Origin of the sequence: Nostoc sp. LEGE 06077 (assembly GCF_015207705.1) — a bacterium.
In the GTDB taxonomy this organism is placed as follows: domain Bacteria; phylum Cyanobacteriota; class Cyanobacteriia; order Cyanobacteriales; family Nostocaceae; genus Nostoc_B.
In genome coordinates, this window is the sequence record NZ_JADEWI010000040.1 from 15,198 (window position 1) to 41,456 (window position 26,259).

Annotated in this window: 23 protein-coding genes; 13 read left to right on the plus strand and 10 right to left on the minus strand. The window is 40.3% G+C overall.

Translation table 11 applies throughout. The annotated features are described in order from the left end of the window. Positions 1-8: 8 nt before the first annotated feature. Both IQ244_RS21810 and IQ244_RS21815 read left to right on the plus strand, forming a co-directional pair. Entirely contained in the window at positions 9-563 is a 555-nt protein-coding gene (locus IQ244_RS21810; protein ID WP_015113631.1) for a pentapeptide repeat-containing protein, read from the plus strand. A 255-nt stretch (positions 564-818) separates the two neighbouring features. Continuing rightward, complete coding sequence (locus IQ244_RS21815; RefSeq protein ID WP_193897957.1) at positions 819-3,224, plus strand: tetratricopeptide repeat protein; 2,406 nt, start codon at positions 819-821, stop codon at positions 3,222-3,224. On the opposite strand, the gene IQ244_RS21820 is transcribed toward IQ244_RS21815, so the two are convergent. Both IQ244_RS21820 and IQ244_RS21825 read right to left on the minus strand, forming a co-directional pair. Next, entirely contained in the window at positions 3,214-4,230 is a 1,017-nt protein-coding gene (locus IQ244_RS21820; RefSeq protein ID WP_193897959.1) for a PrsW family intramembrane metalloprotease, read from the minus strand. The genes IQ244_RS21815 and IQ244_RS21820 overlap by 11 nt on opposite strands. Then, positions 4,223-5,143 carry a class I SAM-dependent methyltransferase gene (locus tag IQ244_RS21825; RefSeq protein ID WP_193897961.1) on the minus strand — a complete coding sequence of 307 codons (921 nt, stop codon included), beginning with the start codon at positions 5,141-5,143 and terminating at the stop codon, positions 4,223-4,225. Before IQ244_RS21825 ends, IQ244_RS21820 begins: the two co-directional genes overlap by 8 nt. A 284-nt stretch (positions 5,144-5,427) precedes the next feature. Here IQ244_RS21825 and IQ244_RS21830 point away from each other — a divergent pair, with 284 nt between their 5' ends. The 6 genes from IQ244_RS21830 (at position 5,428) to psbM (ending at position 8,755) form a co-directional block, all read left to right on the plus strand. Next, complete coding sequence (locus IQ244_RS21830) at positions 5,428-6,186, plus strand: MotA/TolQ/ExbB proton channel family protein (protein ID WP_193897963.1); 759 nt, start codon at positions 5,428-5,430, stop codon at positions 6,184-6,186. 118 nt (positions 6,187-6,304) lie between these two features. Next, positions 6,305-6,961: an ExbD/TolR family protein gene (locus tag IQ244_RS21835; RefSeq protein ID WP_193897965.1), complete on the plus strand. Its 657-nt coding sequence runs from the start codon at positions 6,305-6,307 to the stop codon at positions 6,959-6,961. A gap of 274 nt (positions 6,962-7,235) precedes the next feature. Beyond that, on the plus strand, positions 7,236-7,601 hold the full coding sequence (locus tag IQ244_RS21840) for a phage holin family protein (protein WP_193897967.1): 366 nt from the start codon (positions 7,236-7,238) through the stop codon (positions 7,599-7,601). 284 nt (positions 7,602-7,885) lie between these two features. Next, positions 7,886-8,023, plus strand: coding sequence for a photosystem II reaction center protein K (locus IQ244_RS21845; RefSeq protein WP_006195022.1), 138 nt, complete (start codon positions 7,886-7,888; stop codon positions 8,021-8,023). A gap of 196 nt (positions 8,024-8,219) precedes the next feature. Next, a complete protein-coding gene (locus tag IQ244_RS21850) occupies positions 8,220-8,516 on the plus strand; it encodes a 2Fe-2S iron-sulfur cluster-binding protein (RefSeq protein ID WP_193897969.1) in 297 nt (98 codons plus the stop codon). Positions 8,517-8,638: 122 nt separating this feature from the next. Further along, entirely contained in the window at positions 8,639-8,755 is a 117-nt protein-coding gene (gene psbM / locus IQ244_RS21855; protein ID WP_015113622.1) for a photosystem II reaction center protein PsbM, read from the plus strand. Between the two features lie 124 nt (positions 8,756-8,879). Here the strand turns inward: psbM and IQ244_RS21860 are convergent, their stop codons facing one another. Further along, on the minus strand, positions 8,880-9,731 hold the full coding sequence (locus IQ244_RS21860) for a universal stress protein (protein ID WP_193897971.1): 852 nt from the start codon (positions 9,729-9,731) through the stop codon (positions 8,880-8,882). Between the two features lie 561 nt (positions 9,732-10,292). Between IQ244_RS21860 and IQ244_RS21865 the strand changes: the two genes are divergently transcribed. The 3 genes from IQ244_RS21865 (at position 10,293) to IQ244_RS21875 (ending at position 16,598) form a co-directional block, all read left to right on the plus strand. Further along, positions 10,293-13,358: a CHAT domain-containing protein gene (locus tag IQ244_RS21865; protein ID WP_193897973.1), complete on the plus strand. Its 3,066-nt coding sequence runs from the start codon at positions 10,293-10,295 to the stop codon at positions 13,356-13,358. A 746-nt stretch (positions 13,359-14,104) separates the two neighbouring features. Continuing rightward, on the plus strand, positions 14,105-16,066 hold the full coding sequence (locus tag IQ244_RS21870) for an AMP-dependent synthetase/ligase (RefSeq protein ID WP_193897974.1): 1,962 nt from the start codon (positions 14,105-14,107) through the stop codon (positions 16,064-16,066). A gap of 82 nt (positions 16,067-16,148) precedes the next feature. After that, positions 16,149-16,598: a YlqD family protein gene (locus IQ244_RS21875; protein WP_193897975.1), complete on the plus strand. Its 450-nt coding sequence runs from the start codon at positions 16,149-16,151 to the stop codon at positions 16,596-16,598. A gap of 36 nt (positions 16,599-16,634) precedes the next feature. Here the strand turns inward: IQ244_RS21875 and IQ244_RS21880 are convergent, their stop codons facing one another. After that, entirely contained in the window at positions 16,635-17,159 is a 525-nt protein-coding gene (locus tag IQ244_RS21880) for a hypothetical protein (protein WP_193897976.1), read from the minus strand. A gap of 313 nt (positions 17,160-17,472) precedes the next feature. Between IQ244_RS21880 and IQ244_RS21885 the strand changes: the two genes are divergently transcribed. Continuing rightward, positions 17,473-17,712, plus strand: a complete 240-nt coding sequence (locus IQ244_RS21885) for a hypothetical protein (RefSeq protein WP_193897977.1) — start codon at positions 17,473-17,475, stop codon at positions 17,710-17,712. On the opposite strand, the gene IQ244_RS21890 is transcribed toward IQ244_RS21885, so the two are convergent. Together IQ244_RS21890 and IQ244_RS21895 are read right to left on the minus strand one after the other, a co-directional pair. Next, the gene (locus IQ244_RS21890) at positions 17,709-18,446 is read right to left on the minus strand and encodes a GDYXXLXY domain-containing protein (protein ID WP_193897978.1); all 738 of its coding nucleotides are present in this window, start codon (positions 18,444-18,446) and stop codon (positions 17,709-17,711) included. The two genes, IQ244_RS21885 and IQ244_RS21890, sit on opposite strands and share 4 nt — an antisense overlap. A gap of 124 nt (positions 18,447-18,570) precedes the next feature. Next, the gene (locus tag IQ244_RS21895) at positions 18,571-20,016 is read right to left on the minus strand and encodes a DUF2157 domain-containing protein (RefSeq protein WP_193897979.1); all 1,446 of its coding nucleotides are present in this window, start codon (positions 20,014-20,016) and stop codon (positions 18,571-18,573) included. 150 nt (positions 20,017-20,166) lie between these two features. Between IQ244_RS21895 and IQ244_RS21900 the strand changes: the two genes are divergently transcribed. After that, positions 20,167-21,159: an RsmB/NOP family class I SAM-dependent RNA methyltransferase gene (locus IQ244_RS21900; protein WP_193897980.1), complete on the plus strand. Its 993-nt coding sequence runs from the start codon at positions 20,167-20,169 to the stop codon at positions 21,157-21,159. On the opposite strand, the gene IQ244_RS21905 is transcribed toward IQ244_RS21900, so the two are convergent. From IQ244_RS21905 to alaS, 4 genes are all read right to left on the minus strand, one after another. Continuing rightward, positions 21,124-21,507, minus strand: a complete 384-nt coding sequence (locus IQ244_RS21905; protein WP_193897981.1) for a type II toxin-antitoxin system VapC family toxin — start codon at positions 21,505-21,507, stop codon at positions 21,124-21,126. The two genes, IQ244_RS21900 and IQ244_RS21905, sit on opposite strands and share 36 nt — an antisense overlap. Beyond that, entirely contained in the window at positions 21,504-21,743 is a 240-nt protein-coding gene (locus IQ244_RS21910; protein WP_193897983.1) for a type II toxin-antitoxin system Phd/YefM family antitoxin, read from the minus strand. The genes IQ244_RS21905 and IQ244_RS21910 overlap by 4 nt, the downstream gene beginning before the upstream one ends. 81 nt (positions 21,744-21,824) lie before the next feature. Further along, complete coding sequence (locus IQ244_RS21915) at positions 21,825-23,369, minus strand: RNA-directed DNA polymerase (RefSeq protein ID WP_193897985.1); 1,545 nt, start codon at positions 23,367-23,369, stop codon at positions 21,825-21,827. Positions 23,370-23,508: 139 nt separating this feature from the next. Continuing rightward, the gene (gene alaS, locus IQ244_RS21920; protein WP_193897987.1) at positions 23,509-26,151 is read right to left on the minus strand and encodes an alanine--tRNA ligase; all 2,643 of its coding nucleotides are present in this window, start codon (positions 26,149-26,151) and stop codon (positions 23,509-23,511) included. Positions 26,152-26,259: the final 108 nt, after the last annotated feature.

A 26,259-nucleotide genomic window follows, 5' to 3' on the forward strand; every position in this document is an offset into this window, starting at 1 on the left:
TTTTTTTTATGGATAATCAAGAACTTTTGAGCCGTTATGCAGCAGGAGAAAGGGACTTTAGTAACGTCAACTTAGTTCAGGTCTGCCTGACTAATGCAAATTTGATTGGCGCACACCTAGAGGGAGCGCACTTGATTGGTGCAAACTTAAAGGGAGCGAATCTGACTCATGCACATATTAGTCAAGCGAAATTGAATCAGGCAACCCTTGCTGATGCGCGAATGATTGAAGTGTGCTTAACTAGTGCAGAAATGGTTGGTGCAGACCTGAGTGGCGCAGACTTAACTAACGCAAATCTAAGTGGTGCAGATTTGAGCTATGTCAAACTAGGTGGAGCTAACTTGAAGGGAGCAAACTTAGGTAAGACGAACCTTACTGGAGCTGATCTTAGGGGAGCGGATCTGACTGGAGCTAACTTAAAGGGGGCAAAGCTCCGTAAGGCAGACCTAGACGGAGCTGATCTAGATCAAGCAGATTTAAGAGGCGCAGATATCTACGAGGCCAATATGCGGAGAACCGAATTGGCAGGAACAATGATGCCTGATGGCAAAGTTCACGACTGAGTAGCTTGATAAAAGTACCTCGCAGGAGACAATAGGCTTTCCTGCGAGCCGCTACGTGGATCTGGCTTCTGTGAAGCAGTATTTTCAGTCGTCAGGCTAGGCAAAAGAGATATTTTCGGATATACAAATTAACTAAATGAACTAGGAAAAAGTCGGGGAAAAAGCCGGATTCATAGAATCTTATCCGAAAATTGGGGTGTAGAAACTGTAGATTAATCTATAGTTCTGGAACCTAACTAACCTTGTCGTTACACAATGGACGCTGAAGCAGCATTAGCATGGTTAGAAACCATAATTCCTGCTCAGACCGGGGAACGGTTGAGCGATTTGCAAAAAGTTATTCTTGGGCAGGTGTGGTTGGGGAGAAAATATTTAGATATTGCCCATGCTTACGGTTGTACGGAAGGCCATGTTAAGGATGTTAGTTCACAGTTATGGAAGTTACTGTCTCAGGTATTGCGAGAGAAGATTACTAAAAGTAACTGTCGCGCTACTTTAGAACGGGTTCTGAGAAAAACTGCGGCTATTTCAGGTGTGATTGATGACTCCCCATCGCCGCTACAAACGGTGCCACAACTAGAGGATACTAATTTTATTGGACGACAAGAGGCGATCGCTCATCTAAATACTCTGGTAAATCAAGGCGCGAAAGTAATTGTTATCCAAGGTGAGGGAGGGTTAGGTAAAACGACTCTCGCCCAACAATATCTGCAAACTCAGGGTTTTGACTTGGTTTTAGAACTTTTGATGGCGAAGGAAACCCAAAACATCACCTCAGTGGAACGAGTTGTCGAGGAATGGCTAAAACAAGACTTTGGGGAAGAACCAGGGGTGGAGTTTGGGGTAACATTAGGACGACTCAAGCGCCAACTTCATAATCGGCGGATGGGGGTGTTAATTGACAATCTCGAACCTGCATTAGACCAACAAGGAAAGCTGATTTCGCCTCACCGCAACTATGTAGAATTGCTGCGGATTTTAGCTGATGCGCGGGTGCAGTCTGTGACTTTGATTACTAGCCGCGATCGCCTGTGTGAACCTGGGTTAAATGTACACCATTATCGGCTTCCAGGTTTAGATCAAAGGGCGTGGCTGAAGTTTTTTAGTCACCGTGGGTTAATTATTAACCTTTCTACTTTGCAACAAATACATCATACTTACAGCGGTAATGCTAAAGCAATGGGTATTCTCTGCGGTGCGATGCAAGAGGATTTTGGCGGTGATATGTCCCTTTATTGGCAAGAAAATCACGCTGATCCTTTAGCCGCAACGGATTTAAAAAATTTCGCGGTGAGTCAAATTAATCGTCTGCAAGCCCTTGACCCCCAAGCTTACCGCCTACTTTGCCGTTTGGGTTGTTATCGTTACCAAGATATACCAAGCATTCCATCTCCAGGACTGTTTTGTTTACTCTGGGATGTTCCACCTGCTGAACATCGTCAAATCATTGCTTCTCTGAGAAATCGCTCGTTAATAGAGTGCAATCAAGGTGAATATTGGCTGCATCCAGTCATTCAAGCCGAGGCGATCGCGCGGTTACGCAATAGTGATGAGTGGGAAATTACTCACCACAAAGCCGCAGAATTTTGGACAGCGAGTGTTCCTAAAATTGCCACTTTTCAAGATGCTTTACAAGCACTGGAAGCCTATTATCACTATATAGAAATTAATGAATTTGAGTTGGCAGGCAAAGTTATCCTCAAGAGCCGCCATAATCAGTGGCAACAGTTTTTACCGCTGGGTAGTACTTTATATCGTATGGGATTAATTCAGCCTATCTTGGCCGCAATTAATCAAGTGGTGAACAATATTGAAGATGAACAAAGTATTACTGAATTATACAATATATTGGGTGATTTATATTGGATAAATGGGAAAATTAGTCAGGCGATCGCTTGTCAAGAAAAGACTATCACTCTGGCAACACAAGCACTTAAATCATTTGTTCCTCATTCCGAGAATAAACACAAAGTTTACTATCTGCGAATGTTGGAAGTAGATTCGCTATTAAGCATTGGTCTATATAAAATAGATTTGTGGGAACTAGCAGCCGCTGTAGAGTTATTTCAACAAGTCATTTACCTAGCGCAAAATAGTGAGCATCATCGCTGGGCAGAAAAAGCTTCGGTCTGTTTAGCTTTAGTTAATTCCTATTTGGGTTTTTGTGATGCTGCATATAATTTAGCAGATGTAGCATATCAAAATATTGCCAACGAAAAACTTCTCAAGACGGGAAGATTTGCTTACTTTATGCAGATTTTAGGGCAAACATATCTCAATTTAGGTGATTTTTCTAAAGCACATCAAATGTTTCATCAAGCATTGACGTTTGCTGAAGCAGTTCATTATATGCAGGTCAAAGCAAAAACACTCAATGGGTTAGCCGAAATTTATCGCCAACAAGCAGAATATCAATTAGCTCTTGCTCATCATACAGAAGCAATCGAACTTTTGGATAAAATCGGCGCTAAATGCGACTTAGCTCAAGCTTATTTTCAATTAGGTTTAACTTATAAAAAATTGGCAAAGGCAGATGTTAGCCAAATTTATTTTCATCAAGCAATTCAGTTATTTAGAGAAATCCAAGCCCCAAAACAAGTTGTGAAAGTAGCTACAATTGCTAGTGGTTATAGTGATTCATCAAGTTGGACTAAATCCTAAATTGTTTAACGCAAAGGTACGCTGAGTTGAGCGCAGAGTTACACAGAGGTTTTACTAATGAATTGCGTAAATAGAGATAAATGAACCACGCTACAATTGCAAAACAGAAGTTCAATAAAAAGCGACTCAAAATAAATTGCCAAATCTCTGGGTACAAAAGCTGTGACCAACGCAAAGGGCTGAGAATTCTGGCTAAAAGAAACAGTCCAAAAATCGCATTTCCACCAAGGATGAGGGCGAATACTATTAAGCCTCTTTGCCAAGCACGATGCTGGGGTGTGTGACCAGAAATCAAGATTATTGGGTGTTGGTTTTGTACTCTTCGCAGTAGTTGTTCTAATCGCCAAAACATCCACACTAAAAAGGGAAATAAACCATAGCTGAGAAAGTTGACTGGTGCAGAATAGCGCCAAGCAATAGATAAAACATTCACCAGCGCATGACAGATTACTGAATTAATGAATGCTGCCAAAATCAATTTTCTACGGCGATTTATGCGGAGACTAGCAGCAAGATAAATGCCTAAAGCATAACCCCAAGGTGCAGAAAACATGGCATGAACTAGCGTACCGATACTCCGGTCAAGAAAGGATGCTGTACCGTAGTAAAAGTAAACCCAGTTTTCTTCGGCGGTAAAACCTAAAGCGACAGCGATAGTGAATAGCAATATACTACTGCTGCGTAGCCGATACCTGCGTTGGAGATAGATTGTCGGGATAATAACAGCGATTAACTTGCAGCCTTCTTCAATTGGCCCAATTTCTATAATTTGGCGTAGGGCTGCACCCAAAAGCGATCGCTGGATTTGTTGCCAATTTACAATGGAGTTAAATGCTATTTCTGCTAACCATTCTAAGCCGAGGGCAACACCACCAGAAATTGCTCCGGCGATAAAAAACAACAGCAAGCGTGGTAAAGCCGGAGCAAAGGCAACACGGTAATAGTAATAACCTAAAAATAACAGTGGTGGAATTGCTGCCCACAGCAGTAAAGCTAAATTAGTCACGCACCTGGGCAATTACAGTCCGGTGACGCGGGGTATTGCTGGTAATTGTGGGGCGTTTGAAACCTGCATCAATTAAGGCTTGTTCAATATCCAAAGAGAAGTACTCATCTAAATATGGTTCAGTACTTTTGAGCAGCGTCAAAATGTAGGCTGGCATTTTTTTGTAAATTTCCGATTTGGGATTCATATCCATGATTGCCAAATGACCGCCGGGACGTAATAGCCGCCGCGCTTCCGCAAAAATTTGCTTGGTTGGTGCTTGGGGTAATTCATGGCAAATAAGAAACAGCGAAACTAAATCAAATGACTTATCTGGTAGCCCTGTAGATTCCGCTGCGGCATGAACCCAATTAATATGAGCTTGATGCTGCTGGGCGCGGTAGTTGGCAACAGCCAGGAAATAGGGAGATAAATCTAAGCCTGTAACTTTGGCTTGGGGATAAACTTGCTGTAAGGCAAAGGTGCTTAATCCCACACTACATCCTACATCCAGAATGTCCCGTGGTTCCTGAGATAGAAGGGGCTTGAGAATATTATGATAGCTTTGGCGGAGTTGGCGATCGCCTTGGGCTTCAGCACCAGGCCAAATTTTAGCGTGAACAGCATGGGCAGCAGGTTCTACTTCAAAAGCCGCTAACCAACTGAGATTGCCCTTGTCGTAAGCATGAAATGAAGTGGTGTAATATTCTGGATAAGCAAGCTGAGGATTTTGCACCTGGGCTAAATCAGTTGACCAATCACGCGCTTGTAGTTTCTCTACTGCTTTTGTCCAAGGTACACCAATTTTTTCAGCACGTTTAATCATCATTTGCCGGGCTTGGTGCTTGGCAATTTTAGCTAAAGGCTTAATTGCCAGAATGCCGTTTACCAAGTGAACAGCCCAATTAGGAGAGTTTTGTACAGCAGCGGTCATAAGTTGATTTGCATTTAACAGCCTTTTTTACTTATGACATAATTTCTGCAAGCCAGTCTAGAAATAAATTAAGTTACGTAAATGAGTGCTGAGTGCTGAGTGCTGAGTGCTGAGTGCTGAGTAAATGAATATTTGAACTTCTGCCTCCTGCCTCCTGCCTTCTGCCTCCTGCCTTCTTTCTACAATGAAATTTATCTTATCTAAGTTTCTAACTGCACATTAATCTTTAGAATTAAAATGCTTTGGGATAATTGCTCTAGGTACGGAGGGAGGAAAGTTAAGCAGTGGATATTTTAGATCTGTTTCAAAAGGGTGGGCCAGCGATGTGGCCTTTGGCAGTTCTGTCAATTCTGGCTTTAAGTGTAATTTTAGAGCGTCTGTGGTTTTGGTTGCGGATTTTAAATCAAGAAAAGGAAACAGTTAACCGTGTGCTAGACGCAGCCCAAGAAAATTGGGATATAGCCGCGGATATTGCCAAACAAGCCACAGATCAGCCAATTGGGCGATTTCTCTACGCGCCTTTACGCTTATTAAAAGTTGATTTAGAAACTTTTCGTTTAGCACTGGAAGCCTCAGCCGAAGACGAATTAGCCGGGATGCGTCGCGGTGAAAAACTCTTAGAAGCAGTGATTGCACTATCTCCACTGTTGGGGTTGTTGGGTACTGTGTTGGGTTTGATTCACTCTTTGCGCTCAATTCGCATTGGCGATTTAGGCACAGAATCGACAGCTGGGGTAACAACGGGGATTGGTGAATCTCTGATTAGTACTGCTACAGGGTTAATAGTAGCAATTGTTAGCTTGGTATTTTATCGGCTATTTCAAAGTTTTTTGGTTAACCAAGTCAAAATTTTTCGTAAGGCGGGGAATGAGATGGAATTACTTTATCGTCAATCTCCACCGGAATTTAGTAAGAGTACAGCAATTGTACATGAAGCTTCCCGCGAAACTTTTACTCCACCGCGCAAACAAGCCAAAAATTCGTTTCCGAAAAATCCAGAACCACCTAATAATGTGACTGATTCATTAGATTCTGAGCAATAAACTGCAAGTATAAGACAGAAGGCAGAATTAATTTATTACTCAGCACGGGCTGAACGCCCCGCTACCGCTAACAGCACTCAAAACACAGCACTTTGCTATAACTAAAATTTCTAAGAAGATGAAAGTTAATCTGCATACTCCTGTTGAAGAAGTACAAATTCAAATCATCCCTTTAATTGATGTTGTTTTTTGTATTCTGACATTTTTTTTGTTAGCAGCATTGCAATTTACTCGCCAACAAGCTATTAACGTTGATTTGCCGAAAGCTTCTACAGGTACAGCGGCTAGTGTGGCGGGACAAAGTAGCACTCAAATTGTCACCATTGATGCTGTTGGGAATACTTACATAGAAAAACAACCCGTAAAACGAGATGAGTTAGCCCAGAGGCTACAGCAATATCTCCAACAAAATCCTAACGGTATTTTAGTATTAAATGCTTCACGGACTGCAACTTATAATGATGTTGTGGAGACGCTAGATTTGTTACGACAAGTAGGAGGCGATCGCGTTTCTTTAGGAATTATCCCAGGGCCTAATCAACCTTCAGTTTCTCAACCTGGTTTGCCGACAGATCCCTATATTCCCACTAATCCTGGAGTACCACCTGCACCCGTTCCAGAAATTAACCCACAGGGGAATTTTGACCCCAATATCCCTGTTAATCCTAACCAAATACCCACAGATGGACAAGGTGTGATTCCTGGTGTACCTAATGCACCAGCAACACAAGTTCCAGTAGCACCAGGAAATACTAATTCTGCTCCAAAAAGATAAATGTGAACAGAATTTTTAATATCAGGATGCAGTAATGGAAGATGAGGCAGAACATACTTCCTGATCTTCCATTTTGGATTTTGGATGTGAGATTGTAGATTGGGAATTGTGACTTCTGACTTCTTACCCAAACCTAAAGATATAAAAAATAAATTCTGGGTAGAGTAAAATATCTGCTAATTTACAAGTAATTGGCAAAGCTTCAAAGATTCTGAAATCGGTTGCTTAAATTAAGCGATCGCCAATCGCCATTCGCGTTTCAAGGGTTGTGGCAATGAATGCAATTGTGACGCTTTTAATTGTTTGGGTCGTAACATCTATCAGCTTGCTGATTATTAGTAAACTCCCCCTAGGAGTTGAAGTAGACTCACCCAAAAAAGCCTTTATTTCGGCAGCAGTTCTCGGTATTGTTACGGCGATCATCAGACCGATTTTACGCCTGATCTTTGCAGTACCAAATTTTCTCACTTTTGATGTATTATCCGGCATCTTTACCTTTATGATTGCCGTTGTTTGTTTTAGTATTGCTGCTTGGTTAGTAGAGGGCTTTCGGTTACGTTTCGGTATCTGGAGTGCTGTTTTAGGTGCGCTGACGCTTACTTTCATCAACAGCTTAATCTACAAGTTACTAGGTGTCTGATATTTTTGCGGCTAGAGGTTAAGGATGAGTATTTTGTACTTAGCAACGCCATTGGCTACCCTGTACGTCCTACCGTTAACAGCACTTTCAAGTTAAGTAGCCATCAGACAAAACTACGTAATCAACCGAAAAACTCTCTTCCCTCGCCTCTAGTCCTTAGTATTTAAGTCCCTTTTTTCCAGGCAGAGAGATGAATAACTAATAACTAATTCTCAGTGTCCAAACCATGTTAAGATACATCTCAATTATGAAAGCTGTGTTGAATAGAGTGGATAAAAACGAACATGGAAGCAGCACTGTTATTAGCGAAATTGCCTGAAGCTTACCAAATTTTCGATCCTCTGGTAGACGTTCTTCCAGTAATTCCTGTTTTCTTCTTGTTACTTGCTTTCGTGTGGCAAGCAGCTGTGGGATTTAGGTAAGTTAAGTAAATTTTTAATTCCTAGGACAGGTGTTATACCTGTCCTATTTTTTTGACAGTATATTCTTGGTAAAACTTGATATTTCTTAATTATTTGTAACAACTAACTATAAGTTAAGTAATATAGTTGATACAGCCTAATTAAAGCTTAGCCTTTTCAGCCGAGTGTTTTACAGTCAACGAGGAATTAAATATTTATGGGTAATATTAAATTTGTTAAAGAGGATAAAGAAGTAATAGCAGCAAATGGTGCTAACTTGCGGTTAAAAGCGGTGGAGAATGGCATTGATTTGTACACACTATTTGGCAAAATGACCAATTGCGGTGGGTATGGGCAGTGTGGTACATGTGTTGTCGAGATAGTCGAAGGTTTAGAAAACCTTTCGCCGCGGACAGAGGTAGAAAACCGCAAATTTAAGAAAAAACCCGAAAATTACCGTCTAGCCTGTCAAACTATAGTACATGGCCCTGTTAGCGTGGTGACAAAACCTTAAAGTTTAAGCCTTACACGCCAGCAACATTGGCGACATAAGAAGTAAAAAAATAAGGCTAACACGGGCATCGATGATGCTATTCTAAAGTTGTTGACTGGAAATTATAGAGAGGCTTCTTTGCCATGCAAGTTAATGACTTAGGGTTCGTAGCGAGCATTCTGTTCGTATTAGTTCCCTCTGTGTTTTTATTAATTCTGTACATCCAAACAGCCAGCCGCGAAGGTAAAAAAGATAGTTAATAGTTTGTGCATAATATAAAAAACCCCTACACCACTGGTGCAGGGGTTTTTATTTATCAACCGCTAAATTGAAGTTGCAAGTGCTAAGTGTTGAGTTAAAAATACTTTTTCCTAATTACCCACTTTACGCAGCTGTCCGTGCCAACAATACTGGACAAGTAGCGTTAACTCGAACATAATCAGACAGAGAAGCACCGATGAGTCGGTCTATATCCACAAAACTCTTAGCGACAGATGGACGACGATCTGGAGAACCAAGTAACAGTAAGTCTACTTGCAACTCTTCGGCCAAGCGACAAATTTCTTCACCGGGTTTACCGCTGCTGCTATAGCAACGAGTTTGGACACCATATTTTTGAGCTTCAGCGTAAGCTGCGCCAAAAATAGGATTTTTATCGGGGATAATTTCGGTGACTTCTGATGCTTTACCGCGCAAGTCAGTATTAACGTGAGTCAAAATTAACTGGCTACCGGGAATATCTCGCAGCAAGAATAAAGCTAAATTCAAACAGTGTTTTGCTGCATCAGAGTTGTCAATCGCCACCATAATGCGCTTAATTCTTTTGACATAAATATCATCTTTAACCAGCAACATGGGGCGGGAAGACAATTGAAAAACATACTGACTGACAGAGTTTGACAAAATTGACTGTAAACGCTTGAGTCCGCGTGAACCCATAATAATTAAGTCAGCATCAACTTCATCAGCAACTTGACAAACTACATCTTTAGGATCGCCTTGCCGTAAAATTGAAGAAACTTGGCTGGCATCTAAATTCAAAGACTGAATAGCATTGGCAAGAATTTTACCACCTTCTTCCCATTTATCTGTCATTGCAGATGCAGTACTTTGGGGAGGAACTACGTGCAGAACGTTAACTTTGGCACGTTGAATTGATGGGATTTCTTTTAAGGTTTTGAGCATTTCTTCTGCATGACCTAAGCCCGAAACCGCTAACAAAATTTTTTCTATCATTGTTAGTTCTTACTTGTAAATGTTACTGTTTGCTATTAGTAATTGGCTGACGTTGATTTATCAACATTTTGCTCAATACCTAGCTTTGTGACGCAGAATTCCAAAGTCAAAAAACTACTTTAGCTTTTGCTGGAATATTAATTATTTCTGCCTAATTGTCTGGGCTAAGTAAGTTGGTCTAAATCAAGTTGCAATCACTAGTATTTTTTCCCTAAATAACATGAGATACACTAGTAATATTTAGCTTAATCTGTACCTATTACTTTAGACTTTTAGTTAGGCTTCAATAATTAAGCTTACTCTTAATTTAGCTTAGTTAACTTTATAAAATATGATGTTATTTATTATTTTTAATCTATATTAACTTTTGTTCATTAGAACCAAGTTAAGTATTGCAAAGAAGTTTCATAAAATTAGCGCAATTATACCATTGTTTTTTGGAGCGATCGCCCATTTTAAAAAAAGTTAGCTTTATCAAGAATTAAGCTTTTAATTATAACTTTAGTTCTGTTTATGGGAACAATAAACTATAACTATTTAACTGAATAAAAATTTGTGATTATGCAATTTTCTAAAATTACTGTAAGTATTCTGCTGACTTTAGCTTCTCCAGCTTTGGTATTGTATCATTCACCACAGGCAATTTCTCAAGCGCCAACACCAACAGCCGAAGAAAGTATCACCGCAGCCATTATGTTAAATAATCAAGGTGAAGGGCTTGTTTATAAAGACTTGGTTAGTTTAGCTGATTTACAAGCGGGGTTAGAACTCTTTCAGCAGTCCTTAGCAATATTTAAACAATATGGTGCGAAAGCTGGAGAAGCCAACAGCTTAGTAAATATTGGCTACGTTAACCTACGGAAAGGAGAGTATGCCAAAGCACTGGAATTTTTTCAGTCAGGCTTAGATATTCGCCGCAAACTCCGCGACAAAGAAAACGAATGGATACCTTTATCTTATATTGGGGAAGTATATGTAAATCTAGGAGAATATCAAAAAGCACTCGATTTTTATCAACCAGCTTTAACAGTTTTAAAAGAATTAAAAGCAGCTAATCCTCAAGGTTATAGTTACGCTACTAGCGAAGCTAGTCTATTAGCAGATATTGGCTCAGTTTACTTCCGTACAGGTAAATATTCTCAATCTTTAGAGTTTTATCAACAAAGTTTAACAATTCAACAAGCCAAGGGAGATAAAAGTGGAACTGCCCAAGCTTTAAACAACATTGGGGTAGTTTATCTTAATTTGGGTAACTATGTCCAAGCACTTGATAATTATGAACAGGCATTAAAAGAGTTGCAAGAATGCTGCTCAATATTTTATGGTACACAAGCGGCAATTTTTAATAATATTTCCGGCGCATACTTTAGCTTAGGACAATATCAAAAGTCTCTGGAATTTGCGGAAAAATCTACAAATATTTATAAAAAATTAGGTACTGGGGAGTACAAAAGTACAGATGAGCAAGCAATAAAGTTACTATATAATGCTCTCGGTCAAAATGCTCAAGCTCTGCAACAAGTTACCAACCGCGCTAATGTGGGGGATGCTTTTGGTAAAGACTCGTTTCAGTTTCAAGGTGCAGCGTTAAATCTGAATAATATTGGACAGATATATTCTAGTTTGGGTAAGTATGACGAAGCACTAAAGTTATATCAACAGGCTTTAGAGATATACAAACAAAATAACTATAAACTTGGCATTGCCGTTGCACTAAATAATATTGGGCGCGTTTACCAAAATTTAGGCAACTATAACCAAGCTCTCGAATTTAATCAACAAGCCTTAGTTAATTATCGGGAAGTTGGCGATCGCACTGGCGAAGGCGTAACAATTAGTAACTTAGGGCAAGTTTATCAAAAGCAAAATCAGTATGATAAAGCTTTGGGACTATATCAGCAAGCGGTAACTATTCATCGAGAAGTTGCAGATAAAGTCAGTGAAGCTGCGACGCTGAAGTTTTTGGGGGATGTACTAGCTGCACAGAATCAACCACCACTAGCGATCGCATTTTACAAACAATCAGTCAATTTAACAGAAACGATTCGGCAAAATTTACGAGTTGTACCGACAGATATCCAAAAATCTTACACCGAAACTGTCTCAGAAAGATATCGCCGCCTAGCTGATTTATTACTACAACAAAATCGTCCAGCGGAAGCACAGCAAGTTTTAGATTTACTCAAAATTCAGGAAGTTAGTGACTTTATTGGGAATCGCGGTACTAGTAAACCAAAAGTCACAAATAGAAATACTCAGCGGGGAAGTTCGGGAACAGTCGCCGTTAAAACCGAACCAGAGACATTACCGTTAAAACCCCAAGAAGCCGAAATATCTCAAAAGTATAGCGCTATCCAAGATAAAGCGATCGCTCTGGGTAAAGAACTCACCAGCCTGCGAAAAATTCCCCCGCAAACCCGCAACGCCACTCAAGAAAAACGCATCGCTGAATTGGTGAAACTAGAACAAACTACTAACGCCGAGTTTAACAAGTTTATTAAAAGTCCCTCGGTTGTGGCGTTGGTACAACAATTATCAGCCACATCAGGACAGGAAAATTTAAACTTACGTCAACTCAATTCGTTAAGAGATAACTTACGTCAGTTAAATCAAAAAGCTGTATTGCTATATCCTTTAGTTTTAGAAGACAGATTAGAGTTAGTAATTGTCTCCGCTGATGCGCCGCCAATTCACCGCACTGTCCCAGTAAAAGCAGCAGAGTTAAATCAAACAATTAATGAATTTCGTGAAGCAGTTCTTGTTCCTTATAAAAATAGTAAAGCACCAGCTAATAAATTATATAACTGGCTAATTAAACCCATAGAAAATGATTTAAAACAAGCGGATGCTAAAACTATAATTTATGCTCCCGATGGCAAACTCAGGTATGTACCTTTAGCTGCATTATATGATGGGCAAAATTGGTTGGTTCAACGCTTTGTTATTAACAATATTACTGCCGCCAGTTTAACTAAATTAGTTAATCAACCACCAACATCAGTCAAAGCTTTAGCGGCTGCTTTCACAAAAGGTGAATATACAGTCAAAGTCGGACAACGCCAAGAGATGTTTAGTGGTTTAGAATTTGCCAAAGTAGAAGTAGAAAACTTAGCAAAAATTCTCCCAGGAAGCAAAGTTGTCTTAGATAAAGATTTCAATCCTCAAGCAACAATTCCCCAAATGAACGATTATAAAATTGTACATTTGGCGACTCATGGCAAACTTGTCAATGGTTCTCCCGAAGATTCATTTATTGTGTTTGGTGATGGTGAACACGCAACTTTGCGCGATATTGAAAATTGGTCTTTGTCAAATGTAGATTTAGTAGTTTTGAGTGCTTGTCAAACTGGTTTAGGCGAAAAAACAGCGAATGGACAAGAAATTCTTGGTTTGGGATATGAGATGCAACTAGCAGGTGCTAAAGCCACAATGGCTTCATTATGGGCTGTATCTGATGGCGGAACACAAGCTTTAATGAATGCCTTTTATACAACCTTAAAAACAGGAAAACTTACCAAATCTGAGGCATTACAAAAAGCCCAAATTGCTTTATTAACAGATAAGAATAGTGAATTTAACCATCCTTATTATTGGTCGGCTTTTATTTTGATTGGTAATGGTTTATGAATTAAGAATAACAAGCAAAAAAGTACTATTCTCCCCCTAGCACTCAGTACCTTGCTATAGGAATCATATTTGATGTTTGAACGAGGGTAATAGGCGATCGCACTTCATGTTACCCAACGGTAGGGGCGTATGGCCGTACGCCCCTACTAAGATTTTTTCAAAAATCAAATAAGACTGCTATATAGAACCCCAACTTATTCAAGAAGTCGGGGTTCTCAGCCTGAAAGCAAATGAATATTTTGCAGAGATTTATCAGTAATTAGAACATTTGTCACAGAAATGAGGGCTGAATTTACAAAATTGACTGCCTGTTATTGCATAAACCGTACAATAGGGAAAACTAGTAATTTCAACTCTAGCTTTTTGTGAAGTTGGCATTTTTGTAGATGCTTGAGTAGACCTGATTTTAGCTAGAATCCCAGATAGAAGCTTGGGGAATGCTAAACAAGCGATCGCATTAATCAGAGTGAGGCAGATTGCATCTGTGAAGTTTATAGGTAATCACCCCCATTGAGAAGTTAGGTGGTCGCTGTTTTGGTTGGCAAACATCTAAATTAAGCAATCGTTGGCGGATGTATTGCTTAAAGTTTATATAAGTTCACTTTAACATAAATTTTTATCAATACAACCGTTGATTTTGCGAAATAGCGGACACAATTGGCGATGTCAAAATTCAGGAGAGTATTGTAGTGTCAATAGCAGAATAAACTGGAACTAAAAAATTACTACACTTTAGGCAATGTGTTATGTCAAACACCCAATCTGCATCTTCCGCATTATTTAACATCAGTCAGCGAGAAAAGCTGGCATACCAAGGTTCTGTCGATTACACAAAAGTAAATTTACTTTGGGAGATTTGGCCTTTAGCCGCCAAAGAATTTGGCAATATTGTGGCGTTGCGAAATCCCCACTCAAAACCAGAAACAGTGGTTACATATACCCAGTTGGCGGATCAAATTCAACAATTTGCAGCTGGGTTACAGGCCTTAGAAGTCAAAGTAGGCGATCGCATTTCCTTAATTGCCGATAACAGTCCCCGCTGGTTTATCGCCGATCAAGGTATCATGACCGCTGGAGGAGTTAACGCAGTGCGTAGCGCCCAAGCGGAAAAAGAAGAACTGCTATATATTATTGCCAACAGCGGCAGTACAGTTGTAGTAGTTGAAGATTTAAAAACTCTCGGTAAATTAAAAGAACGTCTGAATGACTTGCCCATTCGATTGGTCGTGTTACTTTCAGATGAAACACCACCAGCTGACGACGCACTCAAAATCTTAAATTTTTCCCAGCTACAAGCAGTCGGTGCAAATCAGACATTAGTCAAGCCGCAGCAGTCGCCTGATTCCTTAGCAACTTTAATTTATACATCTGGCACAACAGGTAAACCCAAAGGTGTTATGCTGTCTCACAGCAATTTAATGCACCAAGTTATCTCCCTCAGAGCCATAGTCCAACCACATCCGGGTGATATTGTGTTGAGTATTTTGCCCACTTGGCACAGCTACGAACGCAGTGGTGAATACTTTTTGTTATCACAAGGTTGTACCCAAATTTACACAAACTTGCGTTCTGTTAAACGCGATTTGAAGGAATTTCAGCCGCATTTCATGATTGCTGTCCCTCGCTTGTGGGAATCGATTTATGAAGGCGTACAGAAGCAATTTCGAGAACAACCTGCTAACAAACAACGCTTGATTAACTTTTTACTGGGCATAAGCGAAAAGTATATCAAAGCGCAACGCATTGCCCAAGGATTATGTTTAGATCATATCAATGCTTCAGCCATTGAACGAACCACCGCGAAGATCCAAGCATTAGCCCTGCTACCGTTGCATATTTTGGGAGAAAAGCTTGTTTATGCCAAAGTGAGGGAAGCCACAGGCGGACGCATCAAACAAGTTATTAGTGGCGGTGGGGCGCTACCAAGACACATCGATAACTTTTTTGAAATTGTTGGTGTAGAAATTTTACAAGGTTACGGTTTAACAGAAACTTCTCCCGTGACTAATGCTCGTCGTCCTTGGCGGAATTTTCGGGGTTCATCCGGTCAACCAATTCCCGGTACAGAAGTAAAAATTGTAGATCCAGAAAATCGCCAGCCTCTAGCCAAAGGACAAAGAGGTTTAGTGCTATTGAAAGGGCCACAAATCATGCAAGGGTATTACCAAAACCCTGAAGCCACAGCCAAAGCCATTGATCCTGAAGGATGGTTTGATAGCGGTGATTTGGGTTGGGTAACACCAGAAAATGACTTAGTGCTGACGGGCAGGGCAAAAGATACAATTGTCTTGACTAATGGGGAAAACATCGAACCACAGCCAATTGAAGATGCCTGTTTGCGATCGCCTTATATTGACCAAATCATGCTTGTAGGGCAAGATCAGCGCAGTATTGGTGCTTTAATTGTTCCCAACCTCGAAGCCTTAGAAAAATGGGCTGAAAGTCAGAACGTGCAACTCAATCTACCAACTCAACTCAGCACTGGTGTTGACCTAGAGAGTAAAATAATCCAGGATTTGTTTCGCCAAGAATTGAATCGGGAAGTACAGAATCGTCCAGGTTATCGTTTAGATGACCGCATTGGGCCATTCAGGCTGATTCTCGAACCGTTTTCTATTGAAAATGGCTTGATGACCCAAACACTAAAAATCCGGCGACACGTTGTTGCAGAACGCTACGGCGACCTGATTAACAAAATGTTTTCCTGATCTTCAAAAGTGCTGAGTACTGAATGCTGAGTATCAAACCTCAATCATTGCCAACGCAAATTTTATAGAGTGAACGCGAAATATGGATGTCTCCAACCCCCAACTACTTTTGAAGCGCATTGTGAATGTCAAAGTTATTGTTACTCCCCTCTGGAGAGAGGAAGTACAACAGCAATTGCAAGCCCAGATCAATCAACTTGATCAGCAATTGCAACAACTTGACCTAGAAGGACAAAGAGCGATCTCCGCCATTCAAAAGCAAAGTATCCAACCACCTAGCCCCCAAACTCTGCAACAAATCGACAACATCCAACTGCAAGTTAATCAAAAGAAAAGCGAATTCCTAGAGCAAAAAAATCAAATGCTGCAAAATCTTCAGCAAGTGCAGATGCTGGAGTTAGATCAAGAAGTTAACCAATTTCAAATGGAAGGATTTTTCCGTGTAGAAAAAGGTGATAACTTAATTAGCAAAATGCAGGTAGAAATCGTCATGCGCGATGGCATTATCGAAGATATTCGCGGCGATATCTAAATAAAGTATGAAGTGTGAAGTATGAAGTCTGAAAGTTTATACTTCACACTTCATACTTTTATTTTGGCGACTCCCCTGCTTACACTGTATCTGGGAGCCAGCCCAGATAATTTCCCACACGGGCGGTGAACTAACAAAAAGCGATCGCCCAAAAGTATTCATCTCCACACGATATTTAATCGCATTGACTGAATTACTATGCTGGGGAATTTGTGTAATGGTGACTAAGGCTTGATTGTGTTGGGGATAAATTACTTCTACCTTCCGTGTTCCTGTTTCTATCCCGACATCTTCAATTGCATTCAACGCCAGAGTTGTGGGGTCACTGCCTTGGCGAGCCGAATTGAGACTTTCCAATGGTATAGATTTATAGTTAACACGTTCTGGATCAACCACAAGATTTTCCGAATTATGCATGACTGAAAATTGTGGTCTTTCTTGTTTTGCAGTATTTATAACTGTTGTCGCAGGTTGATGCTGAGTGATATACACACTAGTAGCAGCAGTAGCAATAATACTGAGTAGTAAAATTCGCAGAAACTTCCACTTTCCTGAAAGCATAGCTAACAAAAATTTGCCACAGACTAATTGTTAATTCTGAATTTTAAATTGTTTTAGCAATAAATACTGTCCTAAACTAAGTGACTCTGGCTATACATAGACTCTGATCTTGTCTGAAAGTTCCAGAGGTAAACAGCCATTCTCGATAATTCTAGGGTGATTAATATCGGCAACGATTTTTGCGCCGCAAAGTGAGAAAATGATTAGAGGAAATGCGATCGCCAATTAATTTTCTAGAGAGCTGACAATAACAGCATAGATGTGTAAAGTAGTTGAGGAACATCTAGCTTTCTCAATATTCACACATCCATCTATGGATAGAAAAACAAAACGCCTACTGCTGCTTGTAGCTTCCTGTAGTATTGCTGGGGTCATTTTAGGTGGTACTAGCAGCTGGGCAGAAAGTAATCTTTGTTTACGTGCGAATCAAGTTACCAGCAATTGCTTGACCCAAGACCCCATTGAAAAAACTATCCAAGGTATGAGTACCGGGTTAATCGCCGGGGCTGGGGCAGCTTTCGGTGTAGCATGGAATATCCGCCACGAAGACTAAAATTGATAGTTGCGATCGCGTACCCATAGACTCACAGGCATAGCTTTACCCTGTGGGTCAACTTTCACCTTGACTATAATTGATCGCAATTGTCCGTCTCTCGTTTGTCGCACAGCTTGAGAAACATCGTTATTGATTTGTTGCCTTTCTTCATCTGGCACATTATAATTTTCGATCCCATACTGTACATAACCATCCTGATAAACACCTTTTAAGGCGGCTTGATTAGTAGGAAGGGATCTAGGTTGATTACTAGTTACTCGTACAGGTCTCCAAGCCCTAGGAACACCACGGCTAAAAGATGGCTGCTCCTGTAAAATCACATACAAGGTAGTTCCTTCGATTAATTGTCCATTCCGTCCGCGATTTCTCCGCAGTAATTCTTGCCAGCCTGATACTCTTCTGAGGGTAGAAAGGCGAGAGATATTGTAGTCAAGCTCTAAAGAATTACCTTGCAGAACATTACGAGAATTTACAGGGACAGTTTGCAGAATTACTTCTTTACCTGTGATGTTAGTATACGCCGATAAGAAAGGTACGGCAAAAATGATTCCGGCTTGAATTGCTAAGGGAAGTATCAACCGTCCTATTGGTAACGGCTTATTTGCTCTTTGTTCTGTAGCTAACAAATAATCCCGAAAAGTCAGCTTCTCGGAAAATTCTGCTTCGGGAGACAATGATTTATTCTTAGTAGATTCAGACTTTTTAGTAGATTCCGAAGATTCATTTTTCATGAGCGTAGTCCTAGTAGTAAGGAGAAACAAAATAATTAGGACTAACGCAGAGAAACTCTAAAAACAGCGATGCACAGAAATTGATAGGGGCTAGTTTAGCGTTTTGTATCCCCAGAGAAGAAAATTAGGAGGATTTGGCTTTACCGGAAGACTTAGAGTTAGAACCTACACGGCGTTCAAACCAAAGTCCCGCACTAATTAACGCCGAACCGCACATCACAAACACCAGAGACTTGAGCAGCAGTTCTGTGTCATACTCCAGCACGCGGCTAATTACTTGCAGAGTTAACAACAGCATACCGCCCCAAAACGATCGCCTGTCATTAAACTTCAATCCTTCCCGAATGAGTCCCCAAGCTAACACTGTGAACAACACATTAAAAGCAAAAACCCCCAAATCATCAATAGGGTTGATAGCTTGATGCCAGAAAGGTACTACAGCTGTGAAGCCCAGAAAGGTGACAATCAAAGGTAAATTGAAGACGGCTTCTCGACGAATGGGGTTGTTTCGTTGGCGGGCGAAAAACAACCATTGTAGTACCGCCAAGCCGCTGAGAATTCCCAAATCAATGATTGGGCGATAGGCGAATATATTTATGTTACTAGTTGACGAAGAGAAATTGTAGCCAGAAGTCTGCCACAGCCAACGAAAAGACAGGACATAAAAAGCTAGACCAAAAGCTATCAAAGCTAAATCACGGGCTAAAGATTGAAACAGCCTGTAATTAATTGTCGGGAATAGCAGGTCATCATAGCTCCAGAATAATGCAGGGGGCAGAGTAAAAGCGAAGGATGCCACCCAAGGTGCAGTTTCCGACAGAGTTGACAGTGGTAAGGGATCGAGATTCAATTGTAAAGAACTGGCAAAAATAAAAGCGGCGATCGCAAAAATCCACCGCGAACGGCAGATATAGGCTAAAGGTACAAACAATACCCACGACAGCAAAGGCATATGTTTGATAACCAGTATTGCCCAGTTCCATTCATTGGCGGAATAACGTAAATCCCCTAAGCCTGTCCAATAGCCCATCTGAATGAGGATAATTCCCAGAATTCCTAGGGAATTGAGAGACAGACTATAAGCCATAACCAAAACGCCAAAACCCCAGGCAAAAAACAGTTCTGGCGTGGAACCGTTAATATTGAAAACATCAGCCATCAAGGCGATAGTTGCACCAAACACCATCGCACCTAAAATGAGCAATCCTTCACCCAGGAGGCGTTGACTACGTTTTGGCTTTTTACCTTCAGAGATGCCAATTGCAGCTTGTCTCCAGGTGTAAAAACCAGTGATAGTTGTAGCTATAAACAAACTCATCATGATGATGAATTTGACATCCCGCGACCATCCTAACCAGTTAGCAGCCACAAAGGTAATGATGCCTAATGTGAGGAGGATACTACCAATCATGACCGCAGTCATCATCGAGCGATCGCGTGCAGCCGCTTCTAGGTTATTAAATTGATAACGGTCTGCTAGTTGTTGATACTGCGAAGCACTGATTAGTCCTTCATCTCGCCATAGTTGTGATTCTCGGCGTAACTTCCGCTGAAAATTATCCAATATCATGACCATCTCCAATGCAATGAGGTAGTATCACGGTCATCGTCAGAATAGCGGTTATTGTATTTTCAGTATGCAGCCAAGGCATTGTCTAGCATTGTTCTTGTGTAACAGTTTTATTAGGATTAAAAATACGTATAATTATTCACACAAATAATGGAAAAACCTTCCAATTTATTACTCAAACTCTCACGGCGTTTATTTGAAAGCGCAGAAGCACAAGAAAAATTTATTGCCGCCTTAGTTAATCCCCAATTTTTTGCCCCGTCTATTTTGTGGTGTCAGCCAAAACCAGAAATATCGCCCTTTGCAGTAGAAACACCCTTAACTTGGCAACCACAATTTATCGACAGGTTAGCTTTAGGAGAAAAACCCGGTCAACATCCCCTACATAATCAAGGATATTTCTATTGCTTAGATTTTTCTTCTGTATTTTCAGCTTCAATTTTGTTAGCAATTACTCAGCCAATCCCTACAGTTTTTGATATGTGTGCGGCTCCAGGTGGTAAAAGTATTTTTGCCTGGAAAGCTTTGCAACCAGAATTACTAATTAGTAACGAAGTAATTGGTAAGCGTTTAGGAATGTTAATTTCTAACTTAAAACGTTGCCAACTCAACCCAGCTATGGTGGTGAACAGAGATTCAAGTATTTTTGCTGAAAGTATCCCCGCATCGAGTAACTTAGTAATTGTTGATGCGCCTTGCACGGGGCAATCTTTACTAGCTAAAGGTGAAAAAGCACCGGGATGTTTTCATCCTACAGCAATTAATAAAAGTGCCAATCGCCAAAAAAGAATTATTGCGAATTCTGCTAAAATTGTTGCACCTCAAGGTTATCTTGCCTATATGACTTGTACTTATTCCCCAGAAGAGAATGAGCAGGTTTGTGAATGGTTTTTATCTCGCTTTCCTCAGTTTCAACCAGTCAAGGTTAGTCATTTACAAGCGTATCAATCACACCTGACGAATATTTCTTGTTACCGCATATTTCCGCAACATCGATTGGGTGCTGGTGCATTTGCTGTCCTGTTTCAAAATACTGATGAGGGTGAAAGTCAAGAATTAGATACAAGTGCTTTATCTGCGGTGTGGATGAATAGTAAAGATGCACTATCAAATAATACTAATATTGTAGGCGCGGATTGCTGAATCAACTGTTGCAATCGTTAAGCCATGCTGTAAAGACTGACAGATTAGCATTCTATCAAAGGGATCTTTATGCAATAGTGGTAGGCTTGCGAGTTGAGTAACACTACCTTCATCTAAGTCAAGGTTTGCAATTTGATGGCGATCGCGTTGTGTGGGAATATAGATTTCAGGAGATTCTGGTAATGGTAATTTGCCCAATTGATATTTAACAATGCACTCCCATATTGAGACAACGCTGAGATAAATCTGATTATCTAGATTGCAAATGGCATCTCTAACATCTGTTGGTAGCTGTTTATCGCCACTGATAAACCATAAGAAAATATGAGTATCTAGAAGAATTTTCATCTGCCCTCAAATGCGTTTAACATATCTTCAGGCAGAGGTAAATCAAAATCATCAGGCACAGTAAACTCTCCCGCACATAAACCAAACGGTCGTAGCATTTTTTTAGTACTTTTAATTGGTTTTAATTCAGCAATCTCTTTATCTGCTTGAATAATAATAAAACTTTCACCTGCCTCAACTTGGTTGAGATATTTTAATGGATTTTGTTGGATTTCATCAACTGTAATTTTCTGCATTTGAGTAATTCAATGTATTAGCAATAGGATATGAATTTGTGCAATCTATTTGCAAAAGTTAACTTTTTGCTGTAGACATTTTTATTTGGATTTAGCCCATTTTATTAATATGTCATTTAATAAACTATTATCTTTCACATAATCCAAAAAAAATTTTCGCTCTTCTACGGGTAAAGTTGTTGATGCAATAATAAATGCACGTTTACACCATATATCCATAATTGTATAACTTTCCTTAAGTTCACGAATCCAGTCACCCATATTTTGGGAATAAGCACTTAATAAAATTTCTCTTCTCAGGCTTGAAGGGGAATTCTGATATATAGCAATTATCTGACTGGCATTATTTAGTGACGAATTTCTCGCAAAAAGGCTCATTAATGATATTTGAAAATATTCATTTGATTTAATGAGATCGGTGTATAAAATGTTTATTATTTTACTACCTAGTATTTTCCAATTACCACTATAGTTATTATTGATTGATATTAAATAATGGCATATATCGCTGATTGCTGGCGTTAAGGAATCAATATTATCAAGACAGAACTCAACAGCAGATGGAATACCTACTTGTGAAAGTCTTCTTAGAAACCATCTCAGGCGAGTATAATTTGGTTCATCATTATTTAAATAATCAGACAATATCTTATCTACAAAAAATTTGCTGAAAATATTTAACTGCTCATCATTAATGTTCTGAATATTTACAGTTGTGTATGGATTACTTGATGAATACATTTTTATTATATTAATAATACTTTCTTCATAACTATTAATAGGTTGATCCTTAGTCATTAAAGTACAACGCTGTTTTAATTCATCAGATGTATATATTTTCGTCTTTTGCCTCTGTAATATTAACCTTTGTTGTTTATCTAGTATTTCTGCCATCTGATAAATAATAATTCTTGCTTCTTGCTTGCTGTTACAAAATATAATAATATCATCAACAAAACGACAAAAATCTATACCTTTTAAAGATAAGCTATTGTCTACAGGAATTAGTGAAAGCTCTCCTAACAAATGAGTAGCATGTGGCCCAGTAGGAATTCCTCTAGAAACTTTTGCTGTTACACTTTCTAATAAATTCATCAACCACTTTTTTACCTGATTAGGAAATCCAGATTCAATTAGCTGATTTTCAATATTATGATGGTAGATTTGATTATAAAAATCTGCAATATCTAAAGAGACTGCGTATTTATAATTGAAGCTTTTTTGTTCACATGTTTTCCAAAATTCTAACCATGAAATATTAGGGTTATATAAACTCCCATCATTTTGTGGATTGAATCTGTAACTAAAAACTTTATTGTCTGATGTAGGAATTCTTCTATTTTCAATAAGCTGACCAAATTCGTAAATAATTGCTGTTAATATAGTGTGATCTAATGGATCTAGTTGTGTTGCAGTCCTATATGAAATTTCATCCTTGGGTACTATAAATCTTCTAGAAGGATTATGTTGATAGTTACCTAAATCTATGTCTTTAAAGCGATTTATTGCTTCATCTTCGACTTCATTAAGAATGTCAAACTCTACAGGCTTAGGAAATAAATCTGTGTCGCTATATTTAAACACATAATTTAAAGCCCATCTCAGTGAATTTTCTTGAAGTTTCATAATTTATACAGTCAATATAAATATCAAATTTAAATTAGTTCAATAAATTCCGCATTAACTTAAATAAGCCTTCAATCCAAAATAAACTATGGGTTACGGCTTCGCATAACCCATCCTACAAATTTATTCTAAATAATAGTTAACCCAACCCAGCTTTTAACTCACTCTGTGCTTGTTCCAAAGCCTGTGGTAATTTACTGTCATCGCGGCCGCCAGCTTGGGCGAGGTTTGGTCTACCGCCGCCGCCGCCGCCGCAGATTTTAGCGATCGCACCGACAAATTTTCCTGCTTGTAAACCTTTCTTGTTTACCTCTGGACTAAATGCTGCAACTATGCTAACTTTGCCAGCTTCGGGAACAGAACCGAGAACTACTGCACCATTACCAATTTTTTGCAGTAAACGTTCCGCCGCAGTTTTCAAAGATTCTGGGTCAACACCTTCGAGTTGGGCAACAATAATTTTATGGTCGCCTACTGTTTGGGCTGTTTCTAGTAAGCTGTCAGATTTGGCGATCGCTAGTTGTCCTTTCAGAGTTTCTAATTGCTTCTCGGCGGTTCGCAGTTCGGTTTGCAGAGTGGTGATTCTATCTGGTAGTTCTTCGGGTTTAACTTTAAAGCGATCGCTTAAATCTTTGACTACTTTATCCCGAACGTTGAGGTAATCTAAAATCGCCGGGCCAGAAACTGCTTCAATCCGCCGTACTCCAGAAGCCACACCAGCCTCAGAGATAATCTTAAATACGCCAATCTCCGCAGTATTACTTACGTGCGTACCGCCACACAATTCCATCGACACACTAGGAAAATCTATCACGCGGACTTCATCGCCGTATTTTTCCCCAAACATCGCCACAGCACCTCTAGCTTTGGCTTCGGCTAAGGGTAATACTTCGATTTTGGCGGAGTGTGCCTCAGAAATCCAGATGTTCACCTGTTCTTCAACTTGTTGGACTTCCTCGGTTGTTAAAGCACGGGGACAGTTGAAGTCAAAGCGTAGTCTGTCGAAGGAAACTAGTGAACCCGCTTGAGAGATTCCCTCATCGACAATTTTCTTTAACGCCGCTTGGAGTAAGTGGGTGGCTGTATGGTTTGCTTGGGCGCGACGACGACAAGCATGATCAATTTGGGCGGTAACTGTATCGCCAACCCGCAGAGTTCCCCGTTCGATGCGTCCGAAGTGGACAAAGAAATCTGATTCTTTCTTCACATCTTCCACGCGGACAACAAGACCATCACCAGAGATATAACCGCGATCGCCTATTTGTCCCCCAGATTCTGCATAGAATGGGGTTTGGTTGAGGACGATTTGCACTTCTGTCCCGGCTTCGGCTGCTTCTTCGGCGACACCATTAACTAGTAATACTTCCACTTTCACCGTCGCCGCAGCTTGGGTATAACCTAAAAATTCCGTGGCGTGGATACGTTCTGCGAGTTTATCCAGGGAACCTTGGACAGTTAAATCAATGGTTTCGTGGGCGGCTTTCGCGCGTTCCACCTGCTTTTGCATTTCGCTATTAAATCCAGCTTCATCAACGGTAAGGTTATTTTCTTCCGCGACTTCTTGGGTGAGTTCCAAGGGGAAACCGTAGGTATCGTACAGGGTGAAAGCACTTTCCCCACTAATTTGGGTTTGCCCTTGCTGTTTCACTTGTTGGATAATTTCTTCGAGAAGTTTTTCACCTCTATCGAGTGTTCTGAGGAAATTCGATTCTTCTCGTTCTAGTTCTGCGTTGATGGATGCTTCTCGTTGACGGACATTGGGGTAAGCTGATTCCGCCAGGGTGATCGCAGTTTCGGCAACTTGGGTGATAAAATTCCCGGAAATGCCAATTAATCGCCCGTGACGCACCACCCGCCGAATTAACCGCCGCAACACGTAACCCCGTCCCACATTCGAGGCGCGGATTTCATCAGCAATCATGTGAACTACAGAACGTACATGATCCCCGATGACTTTTAAAGAGACTTTGGTTTTCTCATCGCTTGTATGATAATCAATGCCAGCAATTTGGGCGGCTGTTTTAATAATTGGGAAAATTAAATCTGTTTCGTAGTTATTCGGTACTTTTTGGAGGATTTGCGCCATTCTCTCCAAACCCATACCAGTATCTATATTCTTATTTTGCAGTGGCGTTAAATTCCCAGATGCATCCCGGTTGTATTGCATAAATACCAAGTTATAGAACTCGATAAATCGGGAATCATCTTCTAAATCAATATTATCTTCGCCGCGTTCGGGGTGGAAGTCGTAATAAATTTCCGAACAAGGGCCGCAAGGGCCAGTGGGGCCAGAAGCCCAAAAGTTATCATCTGCACCCATATGTTTAATTCTGGGAGTGGATACGCCAATTTTGTCGCGCCAGATTTCAAAAGCTTCGTCATCTTCTTCAAAGACGCTGACAACAAGGTTTTGGGGAGAAAAGCCAAAGACTTGTGTGGAAATTTCCCAACCCCAAGCGATCGCTTGTTCTTTAAAATAATCACCAAAGCTAAAGTTACCCAACATCTCAAAAAACGTCTGATGGCGTTTGGTGCGTCCGACGTTTTCAATATCGTTGGTACGGATGCACTTTTGCGATGTGGTTGCTCTTTTAAATCCGGGTGTGCGCTGTCCCAGGAATATCGGCTTAAATGGTAACATCCCCGCGATCGTCAGCAGCACGGTTGGATCTTCCGGTACGAGGGAAGCACTGGGGAGAATTTGGTGTTCCCGTTTGGCGTAGAAGTCAAGAAATAAGGTACGAATTTCGTTACCGCTGATGAATTGGGGATTAGAAGACATGGGTGCAAAGCAGAAGAGAATAATTAGGGATGAGAGACTAGGGGCTAGGAACTAGGGATTAGGCATTTTGGTCATAAATTCAGTACTTTTCAGCTAGGCACTGATACA

What these genes read in the sequence shown, in the direction of transcription:
- IQ244_RS21825 (WP_193897961.1), bottom strand. Translation starts at nt 5,143, where the DNA reads ATGACCGCTGCTGTACAAAACTCTCCTAATTGGGCTGTTCACTTGGTA.
- alaS (WP_193897987.1), bottom strand. Translation starts at nt 26,151, where the DNA reads ATGTCTTCTAATCCCCAATTCATCAGCGGTAACGAAATTCGTACCTTA.
- IQ244_RS21905 (WP_193897981.1), bottom strand. Translation starts at nt 21,507, where the DNA reads ATGAAAATTCTTCTAGATACTCATATTTTCTTATGGTTTATCAGTGGC.
- psbM (WP_015113622.1), top strand. Translation starts at nt 8,639, where the DNA reads ATGCAAGTTAATGACTTAGGGTTCGTAGCGAGCATTCTGTTCGTATTA.
- IQ244_RS21865 (WP_193897973.1), top strand. Translation starts at nt 10,293, where the DNA reads ATGCAATTTTCTAAAATTACTGTAAGTATTCTGCTGACTTTAGCTTCT.
- IQ244_RS21835 (WP_193897965.1), top strand. Translation starts at nt 6,305, where the DNA reads ATGAAAGTTAATCTGCATACTCCTGTTGAAGAAGTACAAATTCAAATC.
- IQ244_RS21895 (WP_193897979.1), bottom strand. Translation starts at nt 20,016, where the DNA reads ATGATATTGGATAATTTTCAGCGGAAGTTACGCCGAGAATCACAACTA.
- IQ244_RS21880 (WP_193897976.1), bottom strand. Translation starts at nt 17,159, where the DNA reads ATGCTTTCAGGAAAGTGGAAGTTTCTGCGAATTTTACTACTCAGTATT.
- IQ244_RS21860 (WP_193897971.1), bottom strand. Translation starts at nt 9,731, where the DNA reads ATGATAGAAAAAATTTTGTTAGCGGTTTCGGGCTTAGGTCATGCAGAA.
- IQ244_RS21870 (WP_193897974.1), top strand. Translation starts at nt 14,105, where the DNA reads ATGTCAAACACCCAATCTGCATCTTCCGCATTATTTAACATCAGTCAG.
- IQ244_RS21815 (WP_193897957.1), top strand. Translation starts at nt 819, where the DNA reads ATGGACGCTGAAGCAGCATTAGCATGGTTAGAAACCATAATTCCTGCT.
- IQ244_RS21900 (WP_193897980.1), top strand. Translation starts at nt 20,167, where the DNA reads ATGGAAAAACCTTCCAATTTATTACTCAAACTCTCACGGCGTTTATTT.
- IQ244_RS21810 (WP_015113631.1), top strand. Translation starts at nt 9, where the DNA reads ATGGATAATCAAGAACTTTTGAGCCGTTATGCAGCAGGAGAAAGGGAC.
- IQ244_RS21850 (WP_193897969.1), top strand. Translation starts at nt 8,220, where the DNA reads ATGGGTAATATTAAATTTGTTAAAGAGGATAAAGAAGTAATAGCAGCA.
- IQ244_RS21910 (WP_193897983.1), bottom strand. Translation starts at nt 21,743, where the DNA reads ATGCAGAAAATTACAGTTGATGAAATCCAACAAAATCCATTAAAATAT.
- IQ244_RS21845 (WP_006195022.1), top strand. Translation starts at nt 7,886, where the DNA reads ATGGAAGCAGCACTGTTATTAGCGAAATTGCCTGAAGCTTACCAAATT.
- IQ244_RS21890 (WP_193897978.1), bottom strand. Translation starts at nt 18,446, where the DNA reads ATGAAAAATGAATCTTCGGAATCTACTAAAAAGTCTGAATCTACTAAG.
- IQ244_RS21885 (WP_193897977.1), top strand. Translation starts at nt 17,473, where the DNA reads ATGGATAGAAAAACAAAACGCCTACTGCTGCTTGTAGCTTCCTGTAGT.
- IQ244_RS21840 (WP_193897967.1), top strand. Translation starts at nt 7,236, where the DNA reads ATGAATGCAATTGTGACGCTTTTAATTGTTTGGGTCGTAACATCTATC.
- IQ244_RS21875 (WP_193897975.1), top strand. Translation starts at nt 16,149, where the DNA reads ATGGATGTCTCCAACCCCCAACTACTTTTGAAGCGCATTGTGAATGTC.
- IQ244_RS21915 (WP_193897985.1), bottom strand. Translation starts at nt 23,369, where the DNA reads ATGAAACTTCAAGAAAATTCACTGAGATGGGCTTTAAATTATGTGTTT.